1 protein-coding gene is annotated in these 901 nt (G+C 35.3%); it reads left to right on the top strand.

Annotation, left to right across the window (positions count from 1 at the left end; translation table 11 throughout):
• Nucleotides 1-652: FAD-dependent oxidoreductase (locus tag HMPREF9088_RS10505; RefSeq protein WP_007209230.1), on the top strand; the 652-nt coding region annotated here is incomplete at its 5' end.
• Nucleotides 653-901 lie beyond the last annotated feature (249 nt).

The raw sequence follows: 901 nt of genomic DNA, 5'->3' as shown, positions 1-901 counted from the left end.
TAATGGTGTACGTTTAACATTTGAACAAAACGGCGAAGAAAAATCTGCTGAATTAAATGAAATTTTAGTTGCTACTGGCCGTATTCCTAACACAAATAAATTAGATATTGAAAAGGCTGGCGTGGCGCTCGGCGCTCGTGGAGAAATCAAGGTAAACAAGCACTTGCAATCTTCTGTTGAACACATTTGGGCAGTGGGCGACGTTAAAGGTGGACCACAATTCACTTATATTTCTTTGGATGACTACCGTATTGTTTTGCCTCAATTGCTAGGAGAAGAATCCAACTATAATTTAGAAACGCGTCGTGTTTATCCTACAGCAACATTTGTGGATCCAACATTTGCACGGGTAGGCTTTAATGAAAAAGAAGCAACTGAAGCTGGTAAAAATTATAAAGTTGCTAAGATGCCCGTTGCTGCTGTTCCTAAAGCTCAAGTATTGCGTGAAACAAGCGGCTTTTTGAAAATATTAGTTGATCCAGAGACTGACCTTATATTAGGCGCAAGCTTCTTCAGCTACGAAGCTCACGAAATGATCAACTTAATTGCATTAGCAATTAATGAAAATATTTCATATAAGAGTTTACGAGACGGTATTTATACTCACCCTACAATGAGTGAATCCATGAATGATTTACTTGAAATGATTTAACTTAAATTTAACCACAAAAGAGGCTGGGACAAAATAAAATGGACCTTATAGAGATCTATTTTTCAGAGTCCACTCTATAGGAGTCATTTTACACTATTCACCTCCTATTCATTATTACTTATAACAGATAAGAGGTGAATATCATGCCCTCACTAGACGTTTATGTACCAATTAATAACTCTATTTTAGTACTTTTTGAAGAAATAAAAGAGTGTCTATAAATCGTATAAATTATTTATATAAGAGATT

The organism is Enterococcus italicus DSM 15952 (assembly GCF_000185365.1).
Lineage (GTDB): Bacteria > Bacillota > Bacilli > Lactobacillales > Enterococcaceae > Enterococcus_G > Enterococcus_G italicus.
The sequence above is the reverse complement of the archived record's forward strand: the minus strand, read 5'-3'. Positions and strand labels throughout refer to the sequence as shown.